Source organism: Lysinibacillus sp. BPa_S21, from assembly GCF_023337795.1.
Lineage (GTDB): Bacteria > Bacillota > Bacilli > Bacillales_A > Planococcaceae > Lysinibacillus.
In genome coordinates this window covers 153,941-178,080 of sequence record NZ_JALIRS010000008.1, presented here as the reverse complement: position 1 = coordinate 178,080, position 24,140 = coordinate 153,941, and the positions used below count along the sequence as shown (strand labels likewise).

Here is a 24,140-nt window from a genome sequence, read left to right as displayed (position 1 = left end):
AATTATCGTAGTCGTATTTTTTCCTTCTTTTCTATTTGGACCACATAGGAATTTTGCACAATCAATGTAATCGATCCATGGTTCACAGTATTTAAAATTTGACGGACATTATCTAATGCTAGATTTACATTTTCAGACCTTTTATCTACCATTACAAAACACCTTTCTTAGTAAATTTTAACAATTGATAAATACGTTCTACTAAAACTTCTCTTACATTGTCGTCATAGCCTAAACTTTCACATAAAATAACATTCTTATTGTCATAATCTTGTAATCGCCTTGTTATGCTTTGGCGCAAAATCCCAGTAAACAACAAATACGGCACTATAAATACTTGATTGTCCCTATTCTTCTCTTGTTGTAACCAATCTTCAAACGTAGGACCCGTGCCATATAAAAAGCATGTGTCTACAGCTTCATAAGCGTATTTATCACGTAATCTTGTTGCAATTTTGGCCAAATCACTTTTTACTGCAGGATCACTACTGCCACGACCTATAAGTAAAACACTTGCATCGTTAGTCGGGCTCCTTGCTTCTAAAATTCTAGTCTGTAATGTATCAATTAATAGTTCATGGACGCCAAGTGGTTCACCGTATGTAAATCGCACTTGTGGGTACTGTTGTTTTGCTTTATCAATCTCATTTGGAATATCGTGCTTTGCATGCTGAGCGGAGAGCAATAAAATAGGCACGATGGCTATAGCTGTAGCCCCTTGGTTAATACAGCTCGCTATACCTTCAGCAATTGTCGGCGTCGCGAGTTCTAAAAAACTAATTTCTTGAATCGGTATTTCAACCTCTTGTTGTACGCTCTTTAGAAAAGTAACGGCTTGCTCCACTCCCGCCTTTACTCTACTTCCATGAGCGATATATAAAATGGCTTGCATGAATCCACATCCTTACACAGAAACTTCTGCTAACTGTGGCTGCGGAATGTTTTGTTCAAACCATTGAATTGTTTCTCTCAAAGTAACAACTTTTCCTACTACAATTATGCTTGGATTTTGAATATTTTCTCGCTGGACTAGTTCTTCAATATTAGCTAAAGTTCCCGTGACAGTTTTTTGTTGAGAAAATGTACCCCAATGGATGAGTGCTATTGGGGTTTCCTTATCTCGCCCATACTTGAGCAACTGCTGACGGATATAGGTAAGATTACCGACCCCCATATAAATAGCAATCGTGTCAACCCCTTTTGCAAGACTTTCCCATTGGATTCCATCATCCTTGCCCTCTTTCATATGCCCCGTGACCATTGCAAAACTTGAGCCTAGGTCACGATGTGTCACAGGAATTCCCGCATATGCCGGTGCTGCTATCCCTGAAGTGATGCCAGGCACTATTTCAAATGGAATATTATGCTGTGCTAGCACCTCTGCTTCTTCAGCTCCCCTTCCAAAAACGAATGGATCACCTCCCTTTAATCTCGTCACGATCAATCCTTGCTGTGCATAACTGACAAGTGATTGATTGATTTGCTCTTGAATCATGGCGTGCTGCTGAGGTAGCTTACCGCAAAAAATGAGCTTAGCCTCTCGTTTAGCGTAGGACAGTAGCGTCTTATTAATGAGTCTGTCATACAGGATGACATCAGCACATTCGATACAACGTAATCCTTTTACTGTGATAAGATCCACATCGCCAGGTCCAGCCCCCACTATAAAAACTTTCCCCATTTGATTTCACTCCCTTTCGTCTTTCTTTAAAGATAAAAAAAAGGCTCAAATTATCCATAGGCAGAAGTAATGCCTGCGAATAATAAGAGCCTCTAGTTTACTAGTCAGCTACGTATTTAATTCTTAGTAATGTAATAAGAATAATAAATAATTCGGTATATTTTGTCAACACTTTATTTAATGAGAAAAAACCAGGTGTCACTTGCTGACATCTGGTTTTTTTGAAATCTATGTTGTTTAAATTAAAATCTACGAGGACCTCTAAATGGTGGACCTGGTCTAAAACCCGGTCTGAAAAATGGTGGTCTGAAAAACGGTGGACCGAAAAATGGTGGGCCGAAAAACGGCGGTCCGAAAAACGGTGGGCCGAAAAATGGTGGGCCGAAAAATGGTGGTCTGAAAAACGGGCCACCCACTGGCCCAAAGCCTCCTGGAAAACCTCCGAAAAATGTCATAAGCTTCCTCCCTTTTTTTACTCTATCTTATGTAGGAGGATGCATTTATCACATGTCTATTGCCTATTCTATTTTTCTTCTCCTAAACGTTGCACAAAATTAGCTAGTGTACGTACCATTACACCTGTACCACCTTTTGGGCCTAAGTCATGTATAGCCATCGCATCTGATGTTCCTGCAATATCTAAGTGAATCCATGGTGTATCACCAACAAACTCCCCAACGAAGCCCCCTCCAAATATCATATGTCCATCACGACCAGGCGAGTTATTTAAATCAGCAACGTCTGATTTACGAATTCGCTTTTTATCATTTTCTGTTAAAGGCATGCGCCACACAAACTCATCCGTTTCTTGGGCTGCTTCCATGAAAGCAGCAAAGAATTCATCATCATTTGAAAGGGCACCAGTTTTATCCATACCTAGTGCTGTAATCACTCCACCTGTTAATGTAGCAACATCGATCAGGGAAGTCACTCCTTGTTGTTTAGCGTATGTAGTAGCATCTGCTAATACTAAACGTCCTTCCGCATCGGTATTTAAAACTTCTACCGTTTTACCACTATATGTAGTAATAACATCATCTGGCTTAAATGCTGTGCCAGATACCATATTATCGGTAGAGCCAATAACTGCAACAACATTCTTGTTAGGACGTAATTCACCGATAATTCTCATGGCGCCTAGTACTGCTGCCGCACCGCCCATATCGCCCTTCATGCCTACCATCGAATCTTTTGGCTTTAAAGAATAGCCACCTGTATCATACGTAACCCCTTTGCCGACAAGGCCAATTGGATCGTCAAAGTCTTCAGACGCTTTATATTTTAATGTTATTAAACGAGGTTCTTCATGGGAGCCTTGATTGACACATAAAATACCGCCCATACCGAGCTCCTCTAATTGTGCTCTATCTAAAATTTCCACTTCAAAATCATACTCGACTGCAAGGGACTCTGCGTAATTGGCTAAGTCTGTCGCTGTCAGTAAGTTTGGTGGTAAATTAATTAAGCTTCGTGCTTCATTTACTGCATCCGCATAAATAGCGCCAACATCAAAGCTTGCCACCACTTCATCTAAATCATCAGCAGTAGTCACAAGATGAACAGCGTCAATACGTTTATCTACTTCATTTGATGTAGTTTTGTAATGGGGAATTGAATAATAACCAAGACCCGTTCCTTCACCAGCTAAAAATGCAACATCTGTTACCGAAATCGACTCTGTCATGAACGACTCCAGCCAAATTGAATATTCTTTAACTTTTAAGGCTCTTAGTTCTTTGCCGAGCAATCCAAATGCTGCACGAATATCACCTTCTGTTAAGTTTTTACGCTCATCTAAACCAATAAATAAAATACGTTTAAGATTTGCGTGGTCCTTCCAGAATGGTAATTTCGTCATTTTTTTAAGCTCAGTCGATATATCTCCTGCACTAATCCACGCATCAAGAGATTCTCCGTAAAATGCTGAAAAGCTCGCCCAATTTTGCATTTGCTCACGATGTTTAGGGACTCCTACCACTAACATCTCAGTAGAAATCGTTTCAAATGTTTTTGCCTCTTTTACAATATGCATGTAAATTCCTCCATTCATTATTCTATTATACCTAAGTTTCAGAAAACACGTAATATTTGGCTTTTAGAAAATAATGAATGTTATAATTAAAGCAATTATTAGTGAAGGTTGTGATGATTATGAGTTTATTTCAAAATACCCCTTTACTCGTTGCCCTTTTTGCTGTTCTATTTGCACAGTTTGTAAAAATCCCTATTCATTTTTTAATGACTAGAAAGATTAACTGGGGATTATTTACTTCCACCGGAGGAATGCCTAGTTCACACTCCGCTTCCGTAACAGGTCTAACAACCTCTATTGCCTATGAAACAGGATTAGATTCCCCCATTTTTGCTGTAGCCGCTATGTTTTCATTTATCGTCATGTATGATGCGAGTGGGGTACGTTTTCAGGCTGGCCAACATGCAGCTGTACTAAATCAACTGCGTAAAGACTTTGAAAAGTTACTCCATGATTTGAAAAAATGGCCGCAAATGGATGGGCAAGAGAAAATGGAAGAACTAAAAACATTGCTAGGTCATAAACGGAGCGAGGTATTTTTTGGAGCATTAACGGGCATTTTCATCGCCATCATCACATACCAGTTTATATTGTGAGAATAGACACATCCTCATGCCGAGGTTGTGTTTTTTATTTGTCGGAAGGTTTTTGTTATTTATTGGAAACAATTCAAGGTTTGTCGGAATCTTTCGTGATTTTATCGGAATCTTTTCTAGATTTATCGGAAACAATCAAAAAAATCAGCAGATGTTTAGACATCCGCTGAAATAAGATCAATTATGCCTCGGCATAATTGCGTCTGGGATCGGCTTTATGCTTAGGCCTGCGTGATGCAGGTCAGTTAGCCGTTATCGCATGGATGCGATGATCTTAGGCTAACATCCTATGTGAACTCCTTTCCGATTCCATGACATCCGCCGGAGGCTTTAACTTCTTTCAGCTGTTTTGCTGAAAGAAGTTAAAACATTCGATATCCACTTTTACGTAAATAAATCATGACAATTCCCGCAACAATTGAACCGGCGAAGCCACCAGATAAAATTGCAATATCTACAAATTGCAGTGCTTGCAATTTATCTAAAAGTGCTGGAAATGCGGAACCTGGCTTGAAAATATAATCTAAAAAGCTTACATCATCGACAATAAAGATAACAACAATTGGATACACTATCGCCATTAACCATGTCATTCGCAAAAGCATATTTAATAAAAATCCAATACCAAAGAACATGACGAAAAATAACAAAATTGAAATGATTAACTGTACTAATGAAACTGGACCATCCATGTATGTATAACCTCCGTTTTCCTCTCATTAGTTTACATGATAACTACAACGCTTTCAATGAACATATCCTTGATTTCGCTTGTTCGTCATAATTAGGACAATCATTAAGTATATACCATTATAGATAGACGCCCTTCATGGCAAGGTGTATTATTTAAACAAAAGCGAAACGGCAAAAATATCGCCAAAATTTTGGGGTAACTAACGTTTGCTATGCTATAAGTTGATTGGAGTGGAGACTGGGCGACTCCTTGGGGATCAGCGATAGAGGAACGAAGGCTAAAATCATCACATCCTGTGATAACGCCTTCGTGACCAACATCGTGTTGGCCCGAGACCCTGGAGCGCAGCGGATGTTTTCTGTGCGAAAGCGTAGTGCTAACGTAGCGGCAGCCACAAAGGTGGCTCATCGGACGCCCCCAGGAAGCTCTGCTCTGCGCGAAAGCGAAGCGTCAGCGGCAAATGTTTTTTCTGTAGCGAAAGCGAAGCGTCAGCTACAAAGCGCCCAGTCGGAACGGAAATCAACCATACGCTATGGTCATTAACAATATTTTTGGAAATGAAAAAACTATTGAAAACTAGTAATCAACTAATTTTCAATAGTTTCTTGCTTTTCATGATGAAGCTGTTTGTGATAATAAAAACCTTGGCGACTTCCAAAGCTCTGCCCACTTTTTAAAGGCCGCTACGACAATTATTAAGCCTAAAACTAACATAATGACAGACAATATACCATTTAACATATTGTAACCGGCTGCCGCTGTATTCCAATAAACATTTTTAATCATCCAAAAGCCTGCTACATTTACCGTGATATATAAATAAGCTAATGGAATAAAGCATGTTAAGGCGTAGATTCGTTTATCTGCAACTTTTAATACTATTGTTACGCCACAAACTAAACCGATTGTCGCCATTAACTGATTCGAAACGCCAAATAAGACCCAAATCGAACTGATATCACCTGAATACAATAAGTAACCCCACATGAAGCATGCAAGTGCACTCGCAAAGATTGTACCTGGAAACCAATTTGTACGCTTAAGCGGCTTGTAGACATTACCGCCAAAATCTTGAATTAAGTAGCGTGCTACACGTGTACCAGCATCAATAGCCGTTAAAATAAAGACCGCTTCAAACATGATAACGAATTGATAGAAGTAAGAAGACAATTCAGCAAACCAAGGAATCCCTGTGAAAATATCAGTCATCCCAACTGCTAACGTTACAGCTCCACCTGTACGTCCTTCTAAATCCATCCCAATACTTTCAGCTAATGCCTGTAAATGAACCGGCTCCATTCCTAATGTAGCAAAGACAGCCGGGGCTGAATTAATCGCAAAATAATCTGCAGGATGAAGGGCTGTTGCTGCAATTAAAGCCATTACACCTACTAAAGATTCTACGAGCATCGCACCAAAACCAACGATTCGAATATCTTCCCAACGATCAATCATTTTCGGCGTTGTCCCAGAGCCTACGAAAGCATGGAAGCCAGAAATAGCCCCACAGGCAATTGTGATGGACACGAATGGCCATACTGGACCAGCAATGACTGGACCACCACCATGAATAAACTCTGTAATTGGTGGGAATTGAATGACTGGGTTCACGAAAAAGACCCCGATGATTAACGCAATAAATACGCCAATTTTCATGAAACTACTTAAATAATCACGCGGCGCTAATAAGAGCCATACAGGTAATGCCGCCGCAAAGAATGCATAAATAGGTAGAATAATAGCTAAAGTATCACGGTCAAACGTTAAAAAATCACCAAATGCTGTTCCTTGAATCATCGGTCCAATAAATACACCGATCATCAACAAAATAAAGCCAACTGTAGACGTAACAAGTAGATTTCCTGTTTTACGATAAGCAATACCGACAAGCATCGCTATCGGAATCGTAATCCCTACCGCAAAAGTTCCCCATGGATTTCGTTCCAACGCACCAAGGACAACCATCGATAACCCAGCCATTGTAATTGTTATAATGAAAAGCATGGCAAGGCCTGTACAGAATCCTGCAACAGGTCCTAATTCCTTCTTCATTACCTCTGATAATGACTTTCCGCCATGGCGCATAGAAGCGAATAACACTACTGCATCATGTACTGCACCACCGATTACTGCACCAATTAACAGCCACAGGAGCCCCGGCAAATATCCAAATTGTGCAGCTAAAATAGGTCCAACTAACGGTCCAGCCGCTGCAATCGCTGCAAAGTGATGACCAAATGTCACCCATTTATTCGTCGGAACATAGTCTTTACCATCCTCCATAGCGTGTGCTGGGGTGGGCGTATCATCTTTTATCTTAAGTACCTTCTTTGTGAAAAATATGCCATACAAACGATAGCTAATCATCAGTATACAAATGGAACCTATTACAATAGTAATAGCATTCATTTTATCACTCCTTTTTCCTTTTCCACATCATAGCAAATGAATTGAACGATTATTCGTAAAATTCACCAAAATGTCAGAATTTTAAGTTGAAAGGGTGTTTTCTACTGTTGAAATGCAGTTATTTTGATAGCTGAAAGATTTTACGTACATCCTTCATATAAAGCCTGCTGACAGGTATCGAATGTCGATTCTGCAAAATTAAATTGTATTTAGAGCTACTCCAAGGCTCCAGCTCTACAATATGTTCTAAATTGACGATAAATGCCCGATGGACGCGCACAAAACCTTTTAACGTAAGCTTTTTCTCCAATACGGCTAACGATTCTGAAACAAAATACCTTCCTTTCTCCGTGACAACAATCGTCTTACTCTCTTCTGATGTACAATATAAAATTTCCTGCATTTTAATAAGTAAAATTCGATCATTCACATAAACTGTTAATTTATCAAGCTTGTCCAACTGCAAATGTTTTAATGTTTCCATCGTTTTAGCCTGCGTTGCTCTTCTTTTGGCCACTAGCTTTTCAACCGCGCTTTGTACACGCTCTGGCTCAAATGGTTTCAGAATATAATCAAAGGCGTTCACCTCGAACGCTTGTAACGCATACTCATCATAAGCCGTAGCAAAAATTATTTCAGGTTTAAGAATGCTTTGTTGCAACTGTTTTGCTAATTCGAGACCATTGTTTACCCCTAGCTGAATATCTAAAAACACACAATCAACCTGCTCAAACTGTGGATCCTGCTGTATATCCTTTAGATCCTCTGATTCTCCAATGATCTGGACTAACTTTGTTTGCTCCAATAAATATCGCAATTCAGCTCTTGCTAACGGTTCATCATCTACTATATAGACATTTAACATTTCTCTACTCCCATCTCGTAGCTTTTAATGGTAGCTGAATCATAATTTTCGTACCAACATCCAACGTACTTGAAATGTGAAAATCTGCTTCAGCTCCGTAAATTTCATGAATACGCTGATAAATATTCCATAAAGCTGTCCCTGTTCCTTGCTCCGATTGCATGATCGTTTTGCCAAGCTGTTTAACCTGCTCTTTTCTCATCCCACAGCCATTATCCTCTGTTGACAGCAATAGCTTATTATTAAGTCGTTGCACCCTAACATCAATTTTGCCTTCCTTACGATGTTTAAAGGCATGATAAATAGCATTTTCGACGAGTGGCTGTAAGGTAAATGGGGGAATCTGTACGTCAAAAAGTGCTTCATCCAAGTGAAATTGCACATCATAGCGGTTCGGAAACCTTGTTTGTTCAATTGACAAATAAGCCTCCACATGGTCAATTTCATTTTTTAACGGAATGAGCATTTGGCGAGCTCCCTGCAAATTACTCCTGAAAAACGTACTAAGCTTGATCAATAATGCTCTAGCCTCATCAGCATCCGTTCGGATCAAACTCGAAATAGTATTCAGACTATTAAAAAAGAAATGCGGATGCACCTGTGCTTGTAGTGCTTTAATTTCGGCATCCTTTAAGAGCTTTCTTTGCTGCTCAATTTCAGCATATTCTAGCTGCGAGGAAAATAGTCGACTGAGGCCCTCTGCAAGCTCTCTTTTTGCCCCTGTTAATGAAGAAACATTGCTAAAATACAGCTTTAAAGTACCCACCGTTTTATGCTGTACTTTTAAGGGTAAGACAATCGCAGCACTTAACGGACAATCTTCATGTGGACAACTGATTTCTTTTGCGGACGTCGCAGTAATAATGCGTCCTTCTACTAAAACCCGCTTCGTTAAAGCCGTCATTATTTCTTGATGAATGACATGATGATCCTCGCCTACTCCAACATGTGCTAAAATCCCATTTGTATCCGTAATCGCGACTGCATCAACCTCAATCTCTCTTTTAATAATCTCGGCAATCGTTCGGCAGGATTCCTCATTTAACCCTTTACGAAAATGTTCAATAGTTTGTTGGGCAATAGAAAAAGCTTGGTGTGTTTGTAATGCTTTTGTACGCTCTTCCTCATCGATAAAAGTTTTAATAATAATGAAAAATATTAAAATCCCAAAAGCATTCATAAAAATCATCGGTAGCGCTATTAAAGAAACTAATTGCAAAGCTTGTTCAAATGGTTTTGCCATTATTAAAATCACAATCATTTGTAAAGTCTCAGCACAAATCCCGATGAGTACAGCTTTTTTATAGGAAAAGGTTTGACGTATTTTTAATTGCTTACTTAAACCACCTGTGATAAATCCTGCTAGTATTGTCGAAATACCACAGGCAACCGCTGTAAAACCGCCAAGGGTAATACGGTGAATCCCCGCAATAATCCCCACGCTAACTCCAACAAGCGGCCCACCAAAAATCCCGGCAATTGCTACGCCAATTAGCCTCGTATTCGCAATGGCTTCCTCTGCATTAATCGTGCTATGTATCATTTGATTTAAAGGATATATCGTTCCACTTTCGATTTTTATCCCTGTATAGCTACTCACTATACTTAAAGCGCTAAAAATAATAATAAGCCAAGCTTTTTCCTTAACCCCTTGATCCTGAAATAGCATTCCCCGAAAGAATCGCCATCTAGACATTAAAAAGGCAAACACAATGATTAGCCCTACTCGCTCTAACATAAACAAAAATAGCTCCATCATAGGTCCCCGCCTCTATTACTTTATTTTTTAAAGAATAATTTATAAGATGAATAGCCAAACACATCTCCTGGATTAATACCTTCAATCCCCTCTAATTGGTGCTTTTCAAATTGGTTCGATGCCATTTCTTTTAACATCACTGATGTCATTTCATCCTGAGCGAGCTCCTTTGGATACATCCATTTCGCTTCTAATAATTCTTTTTCCTGAATACAAATCTCTTGCTGTTCATCCTTCATCCGACAATAAAAGATCGCCATATTATCACTAATATCACTGCGGATCACACCCGTTCGAAAACCAATTAAACCTGATACATAGCAATCAATACCCGTTTCTTCTTTCAATTCGCGAACAACCGCTTCATCTACTGTTTCACCAGCATTGACAAAACCAGCTGGCAATGACCATCTTCCCTTTAATCCGCTATATGCCTTTTTAACAACTAGCCATTGTCCTAGCTCATTGACAGTTACACCTGCAACACCTAACCAAACTTTCCCTCTATCTTTTTTCATCATCCTCACCTCTATATCACTATTATAACGGTCACTTTTCCATATATAGAAGTATTAATTCAGAATTTTATGGTTACTCCATAAGCTCAGTTATAAAATAATATGTTACACTGATAACAAAACAGAATATTCACTCTATTCAAAGGAGGATATTTATGTTAAGCCAATTATCACCTAATGCAAAGCTTTTTATTTTTGCAATTGTATTGCTTTTACTATCCCCTATCATTGTTTTCATGCTGCCTATAACCATTTCCCAAACATTTTATTTTAGTAAAGATAATATCGTGCTGATTATTCCAACAAACAACTTTACTATGCTTTTTATAGCAATTATGCTAATTATTTTAACGTCGATCATGCTTGGATTTAAAAGAAATAAATACACCTATTTGATGACGATTATAGTTATCGTGAGCAGCCTTGTTTTAGGCTATTTTTCTCTTTTAAATTATACTGCTATACAGAAAACACAAATTGTTTTCAAAGAATTTCATCATCAAACTACCTATGAATGGCAGGATATTAAGGAAGTCATTTATGAATATGAAATAGGTACAGTGGGCACTTATTACTTCCAAACAAACAATAACGAAAAGTTTGTTATTAGAGAAAACGGACAATTCGGTTCAGAGGAAAGAAGTAGGATTTACAATGCAGCCTATCTAAATGGTGCTACATTTATAGAACGCGAGAAGGTAAAGTAACATTAAAAGCCACTTTCGATTAGTAACGAAAGTGGCTTTTGAAATTTTCTATGTAGCCTACCAGATTAAATTAGTATCCTACTTTTTATAAGCGTTGAATTTCATGTGCACCAAACATTTACTGCTCGATATCCCAATTTAGGTTTAATATATTTTTTAATCTGTTAACCTGATCTTCACCAATTGTATTAACCAATTGTTTTTCTATTTCTGCTTTACAATATTGATTTTTTTCAAAGCAACTGTCACCAAATTCTGTCATACGAATAGCTTTATGTTTTTTACTATGTTCGACACTCGTAACTGTCACCAACCCTTTAACTTCCAAACTCTTTATTATTTTATGGGTTGCTTGTCTTGAAAAATTAACATTTTTAGCAACTTCTGAAATCGTCAATTGTTTTTTATAAACCCTCTTCAAAATATACCATTCTGAATTTGAAATATTAATATCGTTATGCTTATTCCACTTCTCTTCCGCAAGTTTTCGAAGTAGTTCGTGACGTTCGCTCAACAAATCAATGACATCTCGATTCTGCAATTCGTCCTTCAACTAGTTCACCTTCATTTCCTATTTTTCGTTATTAATATACAAAAAACAGCACCAATCGTCAACTTAGTTGACAAAAACCATATAATAGCTTACAATTAATTTAGTCAACTTAGTTGACAATACAGTTTGTTGGAGGGGAAATACATGTACAACGTTGGCGATGTAGTCATATACTCATCACATGGACTTTGTTCTATTGAAGATATTTGTGAACAAACCTTTAACGACATTACTAAATCTTATTACGTTTTACAGCCACTAAATGAACCACAACTAATTATTCGTACCCCTATTGACAATTCCAAAAAACAGCTTAGAGATATTATTAAAAAAGAAGAAGCCCTCAGTATTTTACATTCATTCACATCCCCTGGTGTGGAATGGATTGAACAAAATACACATCGAATGAGATTTCATTTAGACATCATTAAATCTGGCAATCGCCAAAAACAAGCAAATCTTTTAAACACATTGCTACGAAAAAAGCGCGAATATAAGACACTTGAAAAAAAATTCCCTAACCAGGAAGAGAAATTATTACAATCTTTACAGGATACTATCTTTTCAGAGTTTTCCGTAGCTCTTAATAAATCATCCGATGAAATTTATGAATATGTTTTAACACAACTTCACTAATTGTGATATTAATAAAGCCACGATTAGAAAATAATCGTGGCCTGTTTCTTATTTAAAAAGAAATATAAAAAGGTTCTGCCTCGTTGTTTAAGCAATGTAATAATTCGTTTTTAAAATCTTCATTTTCTATTAATACTAAAGCCTCTTCTACGTCAAAAAAACCAACCTCTAAACTTTCACAACTCGTTTGTAATTCACCGCCAATAGAAGTTCCTAACCACCACATAGTACAAACACTATGTTTTATTTCTTGCGAAACACCGCAAAATTTTAGAATTTCGATTTCAATTCCAGTTTCCTCTTTAACTTCCCTAATAACTGTTTCTATAAATGTTTCATTTTTTTCTACACAGCCACCTGGTAATTCCCATCCTCTATTAGGATCTTTTTTTAAAAGTAATTGATTTTGCTGATTTAAAATAACAGCACCTGACGTTACGGTAAATTTGCAAATGTTTGATCAGCTCCTCCGCTATTAAATAACACCCATTTCTGTTATTATAATACAAAATATGATTCGTATATTGCTTAGCCAATTTTATTAACCATATTTGCAGGCATTTTTGCGGTTTATGATTCAATTAGAAGAGTAAACAATAATATTCTTGAACAGACTGAAGAAATTAAGAAGTTACGCGAGGAATTGAAGCATAGTAAGAAAAATTAGTTTCTCTTTATCAATTATTAGGGCTATCAATGCTCCGCACTCTTTCTCTTTACAATACATATTCACCCCGTACTGAAGGCATTAAAGAAAAGCGCGGTAATTCAAGAATTTAATATTAAGGTGGGACAAATAATGGGAGATTGGATCGTTCAAATAATAATGCTTTTTATATTATTAGCTATGATTTATGGCGTTTATTATGCTATTCGATTAACTATCTCGATTGTAAAAAAATATAAAGATGATATTTAAATCAATGGTGCAATTTTGAAAATGTGATAGCCAGAACAATAATAAATTTTTTCGTAGCAATGCACCATCAATAGTAAATCTGGAGGAGCAATTATGCAGAAGCACCGGGTATTATGCTCCTCATTTCATCCTTTTTAGTATCATATTTCGTGTTCGAACCCCTCCCACCTTTTAGAAGTTAAAACATTCGGACTTTTTTCGCTACATACATTACCATACTGATTGTTATGAGAAATAAAAATGTAAACTTCTTCGTCATTTCTGGATCTTCTGGTAGAGGAGGCAAAAAGATAATAATATGCGGCCAAGGCATACCAGATTTCCCCAACGTGACTACCTCAATCACTGTATAAATAAAGATAATAGCTAAAGTCACTTCGACACTCTTCATCACAAAAAGCAGTGCAAGTCCAGCGAACATATAAAACAATAGTAATATAGGTAAATGCGCTACCGTAATATAATCAAAAATAGCCACTCCTCCTTTAATAAAAATAAGGAGTAACAAGCTCATCATCAATAGACTATAGAGAATTACGTAACGAGCAATATCATAGAGAAACCATTTGCGATAATAAGGAAACAACGTATCCTCTGCGCCATGCTCCAATAACTCGCTATACCGATAAACTAAATGCCAAGAGCAAAATGGCAGAAAGATTCCTTGTACAATGATAAAATGCGTATAATAATCTTCTTCGATGGACGCATAGAACAGAATCCCTAGTAAGGCTACCGCCCACATAATAAACGGTACATAAAACGCACCTTTCATACTTTTTCTATCAAATGCAAACAATAGCTTACTATTTTCCATCGCCTACACCTCGTACAACTGCTAAATAGCCTTCCATTAAACGAGGAATTACCCGAGGCTGATCCAGAGCTTCCGTTGAAAAGATGCGTACTTTTAAATGCTGTTCTTCCTCATTAATTTGTGTAATATCCTGTGTCATTAATAGTTCGCTTAACTCCTCCGCTTGAACATTCATGCTATATACATACCCATCCGCTTGCTGTTTTAATTCCTCAGGTGTTCCCTCAAAACGTAGCTGCCCTTGTGTTAAGATGCCAATTTTTGTACAAAGAAATTCAATATCCTCAACGATATGTGAAGAAATAACAACCGTATGCTGTTTCCCTAGCTCTAGTAGTAAGTTACGAAAGCGAATCCGTTCTTCAATATCAAGCCCCGCAGTCGGCTCATCAAACAATAAAATAGATGGCTTCCTCATTAATAATTGAGCAATACCAACTCTTCTTCGCATCCCTCCTGATAGCTCATTCATCTTTTTATGATGCTGCCCACTTAAATTCACGATAGCTAACGCTTCTTCAATTTGCTGTTGTCGCTCGCTTTTTTTAGAAATGCCTTGTAAAACCGCGATATGATTGAGGGCTTCATATACTGAATTTTCAGGATAAATCATAAAATCCTGTGGTAAATAACCGATAAATGTATTCGGGGCAATGTAGCTGGCATTACGATGAACATAGGGTTTATCGTCAATACTAATCGAACCAGCAGTCAATGTTTGCAATCCTGCTAATATTTTCATTAAGGTCGTCTTCCCTGCCCCATTTGGACCAATTAAGCCATAAACGCCTTCAACCATTAATGAAATATCATTTAATATATTGCGCTTCTTAATCGTTTTTGTTAGATGTTCAATTTCTAACTTCATTTTGAAGAACCTCCCGTACAAGTTGTTCAATTTTCTGCCAGTTATTCTGAACCTGCTCGATTTTAGCAAACCATGTACTTAATAGCCGATTTTGTAGTTCCTCATCTGCTTGCAACACCTGACTATAGACAAAATCAGCAGATTGTTGATCTGTAGCCGATAACTCATAATAGTTGACTGATTTTGGTTGGATTAATTCAAATCCAGCTTGGGCGATTTTATGACGCATTGATAAGATAATACTTGTTAACTCTTGCCATTCTTCCGCCATAGCAGGATTACCCAATTGCTGATTCGTATGGGCAAATGCCAGCTTACTAGGTAGTAAATAGGCTGTACTATCTATCGAATCAATCGCATAGAGAGAATCTGTTGGGTATAATAAAAAATGATCATGCCATTGTACAGTACCCCCACCTGATTGAAATACAAGTATGTCTGGCAAAGATCTGCTGGAGGGAATCAGCTTCTTCAGGTCTTGATTCACCTGCTCCATGCGTGCAATCATCACTTCAAACTGTGTGGTTGTATCCGTCCAATCCAGTGGATAAACGACTTGATAACGCTTGATTTTTTGTTGCTGGAAGGGTGCTTTAATCATCGCTAAGCCATCCACAACTCCTTCATAGAGCATTGGCTTAATTTTAGGAATATTTAGGAGTAGCTCTTGGCTGCTATGCACTTGAAACTTCACCGCAGGCTTTTGAATTGGATTAAGAATAGCTCTACTGTAGCCTAGAAAATCGACATACTGCATAATCGGTTCGTCACTTCTTTTTGGATACCAGCCTACTGTAGCAGGTAATAGCCAGCGATTTCGGTGTACTTTGGCAAAATATTGACTCGTTAATGTATAGTCAAAGGTTAAGGCGGTTGTTGTCGGTTTGATGTTGACGCTCACCATATCGCCTTGTCTCTGAAAAGTCTGTTCCTGCCCGTGCTCATCTACAATACGTTGAATTGGAAAGGCATGATGTAATTGAAAGGTCGGTGTTGTTGTTTGCACCTGCTCCAATGCAATCGTTGTTGATAGCTGATTTTCTGTATCTTCGATTTTAATCGTATACTGAGCGATATGATAGCGTAAATCGGCTAGTGATCCAGTATAATTCTGGTAATAGGCACTTTCAGCCTGTTCATCCGCATAGTTAAAAGCCCTTGAATCCTCAAGCGTCATCTGATAAATACTCCCTATAGCTAGCACACCCACTAGAAAAAAAGCCACCGCAGTAGCTATACGTTGTTTGCGTATAGTGCTATAGCGCAGTAAACTAATTAAAAGCAATAAGATGGATAGAAATATCCAACTAATCCCTTTCCATACCGTTCCTAATGAATAACTATAGCCAATATACGATTGATAAACCTGATAGATACTCATTGTAGAAAGGTACAAAAAACTGCGCCAGTCATCAGACTGAATTTGCCGAATATAATCCGAGAAAATTTCTGTATTCATAGGACCTAATAACAGCCAAATCATTAGTAAAATGGCAAAGCTTATTTTATGCTTACCTACCATACTAGCGACCACCACACCAATCGCTAAACTAATGAAGGTCGGTAGCCAACAATAGAGAAGTATAAATAGACCAGACTCTAGATAAAAGCTCGACCATGGGACTGAAACGGCTTTATAAAAGCACCAAACAAACAGTGTTTGTATAAGAAAAAAGATACCTTGAATAATCATATGTACAAATGCCATGGCCGCTATTTTCTGACATAAAATACGATATGCATCTACAAAATACCGTTCAATGCTAAAGGCACGCTCCTCTGCAAATAGGCGATAAAAATAAACTGCATAAACTAAAAAAAGCATCTGTTGTGCTGTAAAAAAAATACTCAACACATTTCCATTATCTATCATATTTGATCGTTTATATAAACCAATATATTGAACGACTAGCAGGAGCATATAGACAAGCAGAGTACCCATATAAAATTTACTGGTTACTAGTCGCTTACTATAAAACATGACTAAATTCATCAAACGGCTCATCACATCTGTCCTTTCTTCATATAATAGAAGAGGCTGAAACATAACTAATTAGCTCTTCGCGAAAACTATATTAGAAAACCCGAACAATAGCAAAACACCGTATGAGTGTCTTGCAAATTTGTTCGGGTTTTACGTTAGCTAAAATACTTTTATCCCAGACTCTTTGATTTAATTGACTGTAACCCTAGCAGCACCTGAGATTTGTTTTGTGTTTGCTTGCGTATTTGCCTGTGCATAATACTTAGTTCCGCTTTTTGCTGTAAAAGTTGTTGTTTTTTCTGTCCCTGGATTTGCGATTAAACTAGCAACAATGGAACTACCATTTTTAGCATAGCCCTGTACATAAAACGTTGGTCCTGATGATGTTACTGTCAAAGTACCACTCGACCCAGAAGCTGTTACGTCACTTCCAGTTGCACTTGAACTACCTACAGGTATGTACGCCGTAGATGTTCCCCCTGCATAGGCTGAACCAGCAACGCCTAACATAATGGCGAATGCACCACATTTAAGTAGCTTATTCAGTTTACCCTTTTTCTTACAAATTAGCATATTCCACCCTTACTTTCAAGGGTGCATCCTATAGAAATTGGGAATCTTCATAGTTATTGCAATATGGTTTAACTGATGAAAGTACATTTGACTATCTACTTATAAGTGCCAACAGCTGTACATTTCTTCTTTTTAAGTCCAACAAAAAAGCCTCCTCAATTTGTTATGTTTTCACAACATAAAAATCAAAAAGGCTTTGTAGTTACATTTCTAAAAGCATCACTTTGGTCTTGCGCTTACACATTTATTAATTTCAAGTGTTAGTTACAACCCTCATTCAGCATTTAGAAAATTTATGTTTAATCACAAATCTCAGGTGTGCCTTCACGTTTCGCCGTTTTGAAAGACGTGCCACAGCCACATGATGCGATAGCATTTGGATTGTCGATTGTGAAGCCTCCGCCCATTAGCGATTGCTTATAGTCAATTTTTGTCCCCATTAAAATCGGCGCATCTTCACGGGAAACAAGAATTGTTAAACCATGCTGTACATCTTCAAAATCATCTTCTGTCTTCTCTTTATCAAAATGCATACCGTATGATAGGCCACTGCATCCGCCACCATTAACAACTACACGTAAAAACGAACCTCGCTCTTCATTGTGCTCCATCATTTCATTAATATGAAAGACAGCCGCTTCAGTAACTTCAATTACTTGCTTACTTGTCATCCCAATCACCTTCCTTCTTATTTAATATCATATCAATTTTGACTATTGTATGACAAATATTCAGCTCCAACAGGATTTTGGTTCAATTTCTATGGAGCTGCTGCTGGGCGACTCCTTGGGCTTACCCGATCACTTTTGGGGCCTACCTGATCACTTCCGGGACTTACCCGATCACTTCCGGGACTTACCCGATCACTTCTGGGACTTACCCGATCACTTCTTGGGCCTACCCGATCACTTCTTAGACTTACCCGATCACTTCTGGGCCTACCCGATCACTTCTGGGACTTACCCGATCACTTCTGGGACTTACCCGATCACTTCTGGGACTTACCCGATCACTTCCCAGGAAGCTTTGCTCTGCGTGAAAGCGAAGCGTCAGCGAAAAAGCACTCAACCGGAACGGAAATCAACCCTCTAACCAGAATTGCAGTAAAAAGTTCTAATTTTTTCACATTTTTGGTATTTTTTATCCACGTTTATAAAATTTATATTGGTATAATAGTTATAATCAGTCGATGAAAGAGGTATAAATTATGGAGATTTCACCTTATTACGAGAAAAAAATTCAATGTCTTCATTGCAAAAAAGAATTTCCAACATTAAAAGTACGCTCTAAATTCATTAAAGTAGATCACACAGAAACAGATTTTCATCCTATCTATGCGGATGGTGTCAATGCCCTTTATTATAATGTATTTGTTTGTGAGCATTGCGGATTTTCATTTACAGAAGACTTTTCAAAGTATTTCGCCCCTGGCACTCAAGATGAAATTCGTACGCAAATTACAGAAAAATGGGTACATCATGATTTTAAGGGAGAACGTACTGTATTCCAAGCGATACAAGCTTATAAATTAGCGTTCCTTTGCGGTACGATTAAAAAAGAAAAATTTGTTGCTATCGCTGGGCTTACATTACGTCTTGCATGGCTATATCGTTCGCTAAAAAACGAAGGCCAAGAGAAACGTTTTATGACAATGGCCCGAGACTACTATATGGAATCTTATTCAACTGAGGATTACAGCTCAACGCAAATGTCAGACGTACGAATTATGTATATGATTGCAGAGCTATCAAGAAGAATCGGTGATTTGGAAAATGCTACACGCTTCTTTTCAAAGGTCATTGAAAAGCAAAGTATTGGCGGAGAAGCAAAGGTCATTGATATGGCCAAGGAACAATGGGCTATTATTCGAAAAGAAAAAGAACAAGCTCGCCATAGTTAAGAAAAAAAGTTCTAGCCTGAATGTATCGGCTAGAACTTTTTTAGTCGTCTTAGAATACTTGCTCTACTTCAATAATACCTGGTACTTCTTCTAATAATGCGCGCTCGATACCAGCTTTAAGTGTAATTGTTGAACTTGGGCAACTACCACATGCACCTAATAAACGTAATTTTACAATGCCATCTTCTACATCTACTAATTCACAGTCTCCACCGTCACGTAGTAAGAATGGGCGTAATTTATCTAATACCTCTTGAACTTGTTCGTTAATTGTTGCTTCTGCCATTTGTCTCGACTCCTTTCCTTATAATGATTATAATGTTAGCAACAGAAAAAATCCAATATAGAATCACGGGGAGTGGAAATGAAATGGGACAAACGAAACCAAAGATTGAAATTTACGGAACAGCGGTAATCTGCGCAAGTTGTGTCAACGCGCCTTCTTCAAAGGATACATATGAATGGCTTCAAGCAGCCATCGATCGAAAATATCCAAACCAAGGATATGATATTCGCTATATCGATATTGAAGGACCAATTGAGAATGAGCGCGATCAGGATTATGCTACACGCATTCAAGAGGATGAATTTTTTTATCCACTTGTCCTTTTAAATGATGAAGTGGTGGGCGAAGGCTATGTACAATTAAAGCCTATATTTACTGCTCTTGAAAATTTAGGTTTCATACCTGACGAAACCGTTTAAAAGAAATAAAAGGGATTGTTTCAAAATTACATTTCGAAACAATCCCTTTTCAAACATTTTCCACTAATTAATCATTTTGACGTTTGTAGTACCATAATAATCCTGATTTCATTAAGCGTGCGATACGTCCTGTTACTGTTGTATCTGCTAAATAAACGAAGCCTTGTTTTTTACCAAGAGCTCCCATGAAACCTTTTAATTTAATATCAGGCATTTTCTCAGGTAAGTTTTCGCCTTTCCAACGCATGCGAAGGACTTTGACGATTTGTTCTGCTTGTTCCTCAGCTAATTGCGCTGTTGGTGGTAATTCTGAAGCAGCACAGTCACCTACAACGTATACATGCTCATCATCAAGAAGATTGAAATATTGTGTTACAAGAGGACGCCCTTGTTTATCTTTCTCAACTTCTAAATCACGAACGATTTTGACAGGCTGTACACCAGCAGTCCATACAACAGTATCAAGTACAATTTCTTCTTCGTGATTATAAATTTTACCTTGTTCAATTTTTGTAATATTTGAATTGGCAATGACTTCAACGTTATGTTTTACAAACCAGTCTTTTACATATTTACTTAGCTTTTCTGGGAAGTCCTTTAGAATACGTGGACCACGGTCGAATAGCTTTATTTTTAAATCTGATCGGCTTTCACGTAATTCACTTGCAAGCTCAATACCACTTAAGCCAGCTCCTACAATTCCGACTGTAGAGCCAGCTGGTAAACCACAAAGTGCTTGGAATGTTGAACGTGATTTCGCCATTGTCTGAATGCTATATGTGTATTCAGCGGCACCTGGTACCCCATGATATTTATCCTCACAGCCAAGACCAATGACTAAATCATCATATTCAATACGTTGTCCATCTTCTAAAATGACTACTTTTTCCGTACGATTAATTTCAACAACTTCTCCATATACAGCTGATAAACGTTCATGTTCTGGGAAGCATACACGAATTTCTTTATCTGTTGCAGTCCCTGCTGCCAATGCGTAAAATTCTGTTTTCAAACTATGGAAAGGGGCTCTGTCTACTAACACGATTTCAGTGTCTAATGGAACGTTTGGTAATAATCGAAGCATAAGACGCATATTGCCGTAGCCGCCACCTAAAAGTACTAATTTACCCATAATAGTCTCCTTTTATATCTCTTATATTAATTGTTCACAAAGTATCCACAAATGAGTATAACCGATTGTGAGAAGTTTCACAATATCAGAATGCAATTTTGTGAAAGATTTCACAAAATGAATGATATCTCGCTTTTTTCAAACGATTTTTGAATCATTTGGACTTCTATAAACCGTCGCTATTGTGCGAATTTTCCTTAAATACCGTTTCCTTTTCTTCACTTTTGCAAAGATTATTTTACTTCTTTCATTCAGTACAAGCGACAGATATAGATGTCTTCCAATCATAAAGGTAGTGAGATGAATATAGGTTTAAGTCACTTTTCAGCCAGCGTTCAAACATCAGTTGAAAACCTTTGAGTATTTGCTTTCTCAAGGGTCAATTCAAATGATTGACGAATGTTTTAAAAGCGGGTAGCATTACTTTGGTGAGGTGACTTATATGAATCCAATGGTTGAATTTTGTATAAGTAATTTGGCAAATGGCTCTCAAAAAACTTATGAAACACTTGAGCGTGATCCGAACATAGACGTTTTGGAATATGGCTGCCTTAGTTACTGTACAAAATGTTCAGAATCATTTTATGCAATCGTCAATGGTGAACTAGTTGAGGCTGATTCTCCTGAAGAGTTGACGAAAGCAATTTATCAATTTATCGAAGAAAATCCGTTATGGTAATGAGGGTGTAATACCTCATTCATATAATGATGAAACACTTACTACTAAATTTGAACATATAAAAAGGATGTTATGCCAAAAAAATCGACATAAGCATCCTTTTTTTATGTTTGAGCTATATATTTGAACGAATCAATTATGCCTCGGCCATTAAAGCTTCTACAACATAGGTAGGTTGCTGCTCTTTCTGGAGCACAGCCTTTGTTGGTGTAACACCTGTGTTTACATGGATTGTGTCACAGCCAAAATGAATCCCACACATAATATCTGTGTCATAATTATCGCCAATCATCACCATTTCATCTTTCGTAAAGCCATGCTCTTTCGCAATGACTTCAAGCATTGCAGGTGATGGTTTACCGATATAAATTGGCTCAACGTCTGCAACCTCACCTACTAGTCGGGCAAATGACCCATTACCCGGGAGAAATCCATGTTCTGTCGGGAATTTAATATCTTGATTCGTTGCTATAAATGTCGCACCATTTTGCACGGCAAGCGTCGCCTTCGCAAGTGCCATATAATCTAGATTTCGATCAATCCCCATAACAAATACCTCTGGCTCATCCACGATAGGTTCAATGCCTTCATTAAATAATGCTTTACGAATACCATCAGAACCTAACATGGCTACTTTTTTGCCTGGGAAATTCACGGCTACATATTTTGCTGTAACTAATGCACTAGAGTAAATATGCTCTAACGGTGCAATCACTCCGATAGCGTTTAAAGCTTCTTGCAGCTGCTCTCTTGTCTTAGAAGAATTGTTTGTTACGTAAAATGGCTCAATCCCTGCTTGTTGTAACCGATGAATAAAAGTAATGGCAGAAGGAATGCCATCCTTTCCACGGTACACGGTTCCATCTAAATCAAAGCAATAGGCCTTGTAGGTCTTCATTGATGATCCTCTGGTAAAAATGCTGAAACAGGGCCGAGTTCATTTGTTAAATAACTATTCACAGCTGGTGAGAATTGTTTTAATGCTGGTAACGTTGTTGTTAACACATGAACAACTTCCTGAACATCTACATCTGTGAATTCACGAACAAGCATTTTACGTAAGCCAACAACTGCTTTCAACGGCGCTTCCATTTCAGTAGATACGACTTTTTCATCGATTAAAATATCAATAATATCCTCATAGCTTCCTGGATCACGCATAATGAAGCCGTCAATCATTAAATTTCCTACATCCATCATTGACTCCATCACATTGTGACCAATTCGCTCAAGTGCTAATTTCTTCATATCGTTTTCTAGCCAGCTATCTTCTGACTCTAAAATTGCTAATAGTCCATCTAAGTATTGTAAATTTTTTGTGATTTTATTACGATCTACAAAATACACAAGGAAAGCCCCCATTCAAATCTTTAAAAGTTGATAGTCATTTCTCTTCTATAGTACCATATCTATAGGATTGGAAGGAGATTAAAAGATGGAACGTTTTTTTTTATATGATGATGTAGAAGATACGAAAACACGCTTTGTAAGTTTTGCAGGGAATAAGTTACGTTATGATTTAGCCATTTTGCAATCGGGTCGTTTCTTTGGAAAAGTGCTTGTCATGGATATTCAATTTGGACGCTTTGCAATAATTGGTCCAGATGATGTAGAAGAACCTGGCTATCTTGAACACGTATACAATCGTACAGAGGAAGATACCGTCGAGCTACGAGAATATTTACGTGAATTATTGAATTAACACCCTTTTTGTGCCTGCAATATAGCAATTAAGAATTTAATACAAAAAAATTCCGCTTTTCTTCGGACACAGTGTTCTACTTTGCGTACTATGCAACAGAAGATTAGCGAAATTTTTTTGTAAGTATCTTAAATCTAAATCGAAAAGCAATGTATTGTGCCCCTACTTTTCATTATTCAATTTAGAAGGAGTATCTTTATTGTGAGGCTTGTCTTTGTTTTCATTGTCGTTTTGTTTTTTGGCTTGTTGATTTTGCCCAATTACGGCTAAGTCATCAACACTAATATCAAAGCCAAATCCATATTCTTCTCGATCTAATGACTTTTTATTTTCTTTAGTCAAATTAATCACCTCCAATAAATAAATTATCCTTTTTCACATGATTTATACGCTTTTTCTTTTCTTCAACAG

General features: G+C 37.6%; 30 protein-coding genes. 8 read left to right on the top strand and 22 right to left on the bottom strand.

Annotated elements, in window-relative coordinates; all coding sequences use genetic code 11:
- Positions 1-2: 2 nt before the first annotated feature.
- The 5 genes from MOK21_RS16645 to MOK21_RS16625 form a co-directional block, all read right to left on the bottom strand.
- Positions 3-152, bottom strand: a complete 150-nt coding sequence (locus MOK21_RS16645; RefSeq protein WP_249075107.1) for a YezD family protein — start codon at positions 150-152, stop codon at positions 3-5.
- Positions 152-892, bottom strand: a complete 741-nt coding sequence (locus MOK21_RS16640; protein WP_249075106.1) for a sirohydrochlorin chelatase — start codon at positions 890-892, stop codon at positions 152-154. The genes MOK21_RS16645 and MOK21_RS16640 overlap by 1 nt, the downstream gene beginning before the upstream one ends.
- A 12-nt stretch (positions 893-904) precedes the next feature.
- Positions 905-1,681, bottom strand: coding sequence for a uroporphyrinogen-III C-methyltransferase (gene cobA, locus MOK21_RS16635; protein WP_249075105.1), 777 nt, complete (start codon positions 1,679-1,681; stop codon positions 905-907).
- Positions 1,682-1,923: 242 nt separating this feature from the next.
- A complete protein-coding gene (locus MOK21_RS16630) occupies positions 1,924-2,136 on the bottom strand; it encodes a hypothetical protein (RefSeq protein ID WP_249075104.1) in 213 nt (70 codons plus the stop codon).
- A gap of 68 nt (positions 2,137-2,204) precedes the next feature.
- Positions 2,205-3,713 (bottom strand): leucyl aminopeptidase, encoded by a 1,509-nt coding sequence (locus tag MOK21_RS16625; protein WP_249075103.1) that lies wholly within the window; start codon positions 3,711-3,713, stop codon positions 2,205-2,207.
- Between the two features lie 113 nt (positions 3,714-3,826).
- On the opposite strand from MOK21_RS16625, the gene MOK21_RS16620 reads away from it, so the two are divergent.
- Positions 3,827-4,309 carry a divergent PAP2 family protein gene (locus MOK21_RS16620; RefSeq protein WP_249075102.1) on the top strand — a complete coding sequence of 161 codons (483 nt, stop codon included), beginning with the start codon at positions 3,827-3,829 and terminating at the stop codon, positions 4,307-4,309.
- A 362-nt stretch (positions 4,310-4,671) separates the two neighbouring features.
- Here the strand turns inward: MOK21_RS16620 and MOK21_RS16615 are convergent, their stop codons facing one another.
- Complete coding sequence (locus MOK21_RS16615) at positions 4,672-5,001, bottom strand: YuiB family protein (protein WP_249075101.1); 330 nt, start codon at positions 4,999-5,001, stop codon at positions 4,672-4,674.
- A gap of 353 nt (positions 5,002-5,354) precedes the next feature.
- Between MOK21_RS16615 and MOK21_RS16610 the strand changes: the two genes are divergently transcribed.
- Positions 5,355-5,546, top strand: a complete 192-nt coding sequence (locus tag MOK21_RS16610; protein WP_249075100.1) for a hypothetical protein — start codon at positions 5,355-5,357, stop codon at positions 5,544-5,546.
- Positions 5,547-5,615: 69 nt separating this feature from the next.
- Here MOK21_RS16610 and cstA read toward each other — a convergent pair whose 3' ends face one another.
- The 4 genes from cstA to MOK21_RS16590 form a co-directional block, all read right to left on the bottom strand.
- Entirely contained in the window at positions 5,616-7,412 is a 1,797-nt protein-coding gene (gene cstA / locus MOK21_RS16605) for a carbon starvation protein CstA (RefSeq protein WP_249075099.1), read from the bottom strand.
- Between the two features lie 118 nt (positions 7,413-7,530).
- On the bottom strand, positions 7,531-8,277 hold the full coding sequence (locus tag MOK21_RS16600; protein ID WP_249075098.1) for a LytR/AlgR family response regulator transcription factor: 747 nt from the start codon (positions 8,275-8,277) through the stop codon (positions 7,531-7,533).
- Between the two features lie 4 nt (positions 8,278-8,281).
- Complete coding sequence (locus MOK21_RS16595) at positions 8,282-10,033, bottom strand: sensor histidine kinase (RefSeq protein ID WP_249075132.1); 1,752 nt, start codon at positions 10,031-10,033, stop codon at positions 8,282-8,284.
- Positions 10,034-10,056: 23 nt separating this feature from the next.
- Positions 10,057-10,554: an NUDIX hydrolase gene (locus MOK21_RS16590; RefSeq protein ID WP_249075097.1), complete on the bottom strand. Its 498-nt coding sequence runs from the start codon at positions 10,552-10,554 to the stop codon at positions 10,057-10,059.
- A gap of 155 nt (positions 10,555-10,709) precedes the next feature.
- Between MOK21_RS16590 and MOK21_RS16585 the strand changes: the two genes are divergently transcribed.
- Complete coding sequence (locus tag MOK21_RS16585) at positions 10,710-11,261, top strand: hypothetical protein (protein WP_249075096.1); 552 nt, start codon at positions 10,710-10,712, stop codon at positions 11,259-11,261.
- Positions 11,262-11,379: 118 nt separating this feature from the next.
- On the opposite strand, the gene MOK21_RS16580 is transcribed toward MOK21_RS16585, so the two are convergent.
- A complete protein-coding gene (locus MOK21_RS16580; RefSeq protein ID WP_249075095.1) occupies positions 11,380-11,814 on the bottom strand; it encodes a MarR family winged helix-turn-helix transcriptional regulator in 435 nt (144 codons plus the stop codon).
- A gap of 144 nt (positions 11,815-11,958) precedes the next feature.
- On the opposite strand from MOK21_RS16580, the gene MOK21_RS16575 reads away from it, so the two are divergent.
- A complete protein-coding gene (locus MOK21_RS16575) occupies positions 11,959-12,450 on the top strand; it encodes a CarD family transcriptional regulator (protein WP_249075094.1) in 492 nt (163 codons plus the stop codon).
- A gap of 52 nt (positions 12,451-12,502) precedes the next feature.
- On the opposite strand, the gene MOK21_RS16570 is transcribed toward MOK21_RS16575, so the two are convergent.
- From MOK21_RS16570 to MOK21_RS16545, 6 genes are all read right to left on the bottom strand, one after another.
- The gene (locus tag MOK21_RS16570) at positions 12,503-12,904 is read right to left on the bottom strand and encodes an NUDIX hydrolase (protein ID WP_249075131.1); all 402 of its coding nucleotides are present in this window, start codon (positions 12,902-12,904) and stop codon (positions 12,503-12,505) included.
- A gap of 643 nt (positions 12,905-13,547) precedes the next feature.
- Positions 13,548-14,186 (bottom strand): hypothetical protein, encoded by a 639-nt coding sequence (locus MOK21_RS16565; RefSeq protein WP_249075093.1) that lies wholly within the window; start codon positions 14,184-14,186, stop codon positions 13,548-13,550.
- Positions 14,176-15,054: an ATP-binding cassette domain-containing protein gene (locus MOK21_RS16560; protein ID WP_249075092.1), complete on the bottom strand. Its 879-nt coding sequence runs from the start codon at positions 15,052-15,054 to the stop codon at positions 14,176-14,178. Before MOK21_RS16560 ends, MOK21_RS16565 begins: the two co-directional genes overlap by 11 nt.
- Positions 15,038-17,101 carry a hypothetical protein gene (locus MOK21_RS16555; RefSeq protein WP_249075091.1) on the bottom strand — a complete coding sequence of 688 codons (2,064 nt, stop codon included), beginning with the start codon at positions 17,099-17,101 and terminating at the stop codon, positions 15,038-15,040. Before MOK21_RS16555 ends, MOK21_RS16560 begins: the two co-directional genes overlap by 17 nt.
- 126 nt (positions 17,102-17,227) lie before the next feature.
- The gene (locus MOK21_RS16550; protein ID WP_249075090.1) at positions 17,228-17,611 is read right to left on the bottom strand and encodes a hypothetical protein; all 384 of its coding nucleotides are present in this window, start codon (positions 17,609-17,611) and stop codon (positions 17,228-17,230) included.
- A gap of 299 nt (positions 17,612-17,910) precedes the next feature.
- On the bottom strand, positions 17,911-18,282 hold the full coding sequence (locus MOK21_RS16545; protein WP_249075089.1) for a HesB/IscA family protein: 372 nt from the start codon (positions 18,280-18,282) through the stop codon (positions 17,911-17,913).
- A 536-nt stretch (positions 18,283-18,818) separates the two neighbouring features.
- Here MOK21_RS16545 and MOK21_RS16540 point away from each other — a divergent pair.
- Entirely contained in the window at positions 18,819-19,511 is a 693-nt protein-coding gene (locus tag MOK21_RS16540; protein WP_249075088.1) for a DUF2225 domain-containing protein, read from the top strand.
- Between the two features lie 49 nt (positions 19,512-19,560).
- Here MOK21_RS16540 and MOK21_RS16535 read toward each other — a convergent pair whose 3' ends face one another.
- Entirely contained in the window at positions 19,561-19,797 is a 237-nt protein-coding gene (locus MOK21_RS16535) for a NifU family protein (RefSeq protein ID WP_249075087.1), read from the bottom strand.
- 83 nt (positions 19,798-19,880) lie between these two features.
- Between MOK21_RS16535 and MOK21_RS16530 the strand changes: the two genes are divergently transcribed.
- Positions 19,881-20,216 (top strand): YuzD family protein, encoded by a 336-nt coding sequence (locus tag MOK21_RS16530; protein WP_249075086.1) that lies wholly within the window; start codon positions 19,881-19,883, stop codon positions 20,214-20,216.
- A gap of 67 nt (positions 20,217-20,283) precedes the next feature.
- On the opposite strand, the gene MOK21_RS16525 is transcribed toward MOK21_RS16530, so the two are convergent.
- Positions 20,284-21,348: an NAD(P)/FAD-dependent oxidoreductase gene (locus MOK21_RS16525; protein ID WP_249075085.1), complete on the bottom strand. Its 1,065-nt coding sequence runs from the start codon at positions 21,346-21,348 to the stop codon at positions 20,284-20,286.
- A gap of 442 nt (positions 21,349-21,790) precedes the next feature.
- Between MOK21_RS16525 and MOK21_RS16520 the strand changes: the two genes are divergently transcribed.
- Positions 21,791-22,027: a YuzB family protein gene (locus MOK21_RS16520; RefSeq protein ID WP_249075084.1), complete on the top strand. Its 237-nt coding sequence runs from the start codon at positions 21,791-21,793 to the stop codon at positions 22,025-22,027.
- A 136-nt stretch (positions 22,028-22,163) separates the two neighbouring features.
- On the opposite strand, the gene MOK21_RS16515 is transcribed toward MOK21_RS16520, so the two are convergent.
- Entirely contained in the window at positions 22,164-22,925 is a 762-nt protein-coding gene (locus MOK21_RS16515) for a TIGR01457 family HAD-type hydrolase (RefSeq protein ID WP_249075083.1), read from the bottom strand.
- Complete coding sequence (locus MOK21_RS16510; protein ID WP_249075082.1) at positions 22,922-23,374, bottom strand: DUF86 domain-containing protein; 453 nt, start codon at positions 23,372-23,374, stop codon at positions 22,922-22,924. Before MOK21_RS16510 ends, MOK21_RS16515 begins: the two co-directional genes overlap by 4 nt.
- An 88-nt stretch (positions 23,375-23,462) precedes the next feature.
- On the opposite strand from MOK21_RS16510, the gene MOK21_RS16505 reads away from it, so the two are divergent.
- Positions 23,463-23,729 (top strand): DUF3055 domain-containing protein, encoded by a 267-nt coding sequence (locus MOK21_RS16505; RefSeq protein ID WP_068985326.1) that lies wholly within the window; start codon positions 23,463-23,465, stop codon positions 23,727-23,729.
- A 162-nt stretch (positions 23,730-23,891) separates the two neighbouring features.
- On the opposite strand, the gene MOK21_RS16500 is transcribed toward MOK21_RS16505, so the two are convergent.
- Entirely contained in the window at positions 23,892-24,086 is a 195-nt protein-coding gene (locus MOK21_RS16500) for a hypothetical protein (RefSeq protein ID WP_308221940.1), read from the bottom strand.
- Positions 24,087-24,140: the final 54 nt, after the last annotated feature.